This window comes from Kamptonema sp. UHCC 0994, from assembly GCF_029167235.1.
Classification (GTDB): Bacteria; Cyanobacteriota; Cyanobacteriia; order Cyanobacteriales; family Microcoleaceae; genus Kamptonema.
Map to the genome: position 1 here is coordinate 1 of NZ_JARFTR010000319.1, position 1,011 is coordinate 1,011.

General features: G+C 42.6%; 1 protein-coding gene. It reads left to right on the top strand.

Annotated features, from left to right (window positions below):
* On the top strand, positions 1 to 737 hold a 737-nt coding region (locus tag PY364_RS28795; RefSeq protein WP_275571131.1), incomplete at its 5' end, for a peptidoglycan DD-metalloendopeptidase family protein.
* Positions 738 to 1,011: the final 274 nt, after the last annotated feature.

A 1,011-nucleotide genomic window follows, 5' to 3' on the forward strand; every position in this document is an offset into this window, starting at 1 on the left:
TGGGGCTGCTTGGTAAGGAAATTGAAGTCATTCAAGCATCAGATGGTAGTTTGAGAGTCTTTGGAATTGGCACAGACGATAACGTTTGGCAGTGGCGTGAGTCTGACAATAATATGACTTGGTGGCATAAAATGGGACTCTTAGGCAGCGATTTGGATATCATTCAACGCCCGGATGGAGAGTTGCGAGCTTTTGGAGTTGGTACAGATGATAATCTCTGGCAATGGCAGGAATCTGATAACAACATGACTTGGTGGCATAAGATGGGATTAATGATGCCGAAACCTACGAATAAAGAAGGCAATTCTAATCAAATAGAAAATCCTTTACCTCCTGTTCAGCCTTCTCCTACCTGGCAAAAACCTCTGGCTAACTACAGAATCGAAAGAGGGTTCACAGGCCCTTATCCAGCAGGACATCAAGGTATTGATTTAGCGGCTAATCTAGGAAATCCTGTTGAAGCCGCTAAAAACGGTACGGTTTCATTCGTTGGTTGGTATCCCTCTAATCAAGACAATGGCGGATATGGGTTATATGTCAAAGTCAATCATGGCAACGGAGAAGAAACAGTCTATGCTCATTTATCACAGACTCTTGTAACAGTAGGACAACAAGTAACGGCTGACACGATCATTGGTAAGGTAGGAAGCACCGGCAATTCCACAGGGCCTCATTTACATTTTGAAGTTCGTGTTAATGGTGTAGCCAAAAATCCACAAAACTACATTGGATTTTGAAGTAGTTAGTAAGCTGGGTTGAGCAGCTACTTTGCGCCATCCCTTTGCCCAAACAAAAGAAACCGGGTTTTTCAGATAACTTTTGCCTATACACCGATATCTTGTGCAAAAACCCGGTTTCTCACTCCACCCGATCGCCCTTGTAGGATATAGCAAATTCCATGTATCTGTGGTACACTATGTTCAGTAGCGATCGCAGAAAAAATGAAACCTTATTTGATCGAGTTTCGCCAAAAAATAGTTAAAGCCTATGAACAAGGAGACACATCAATTC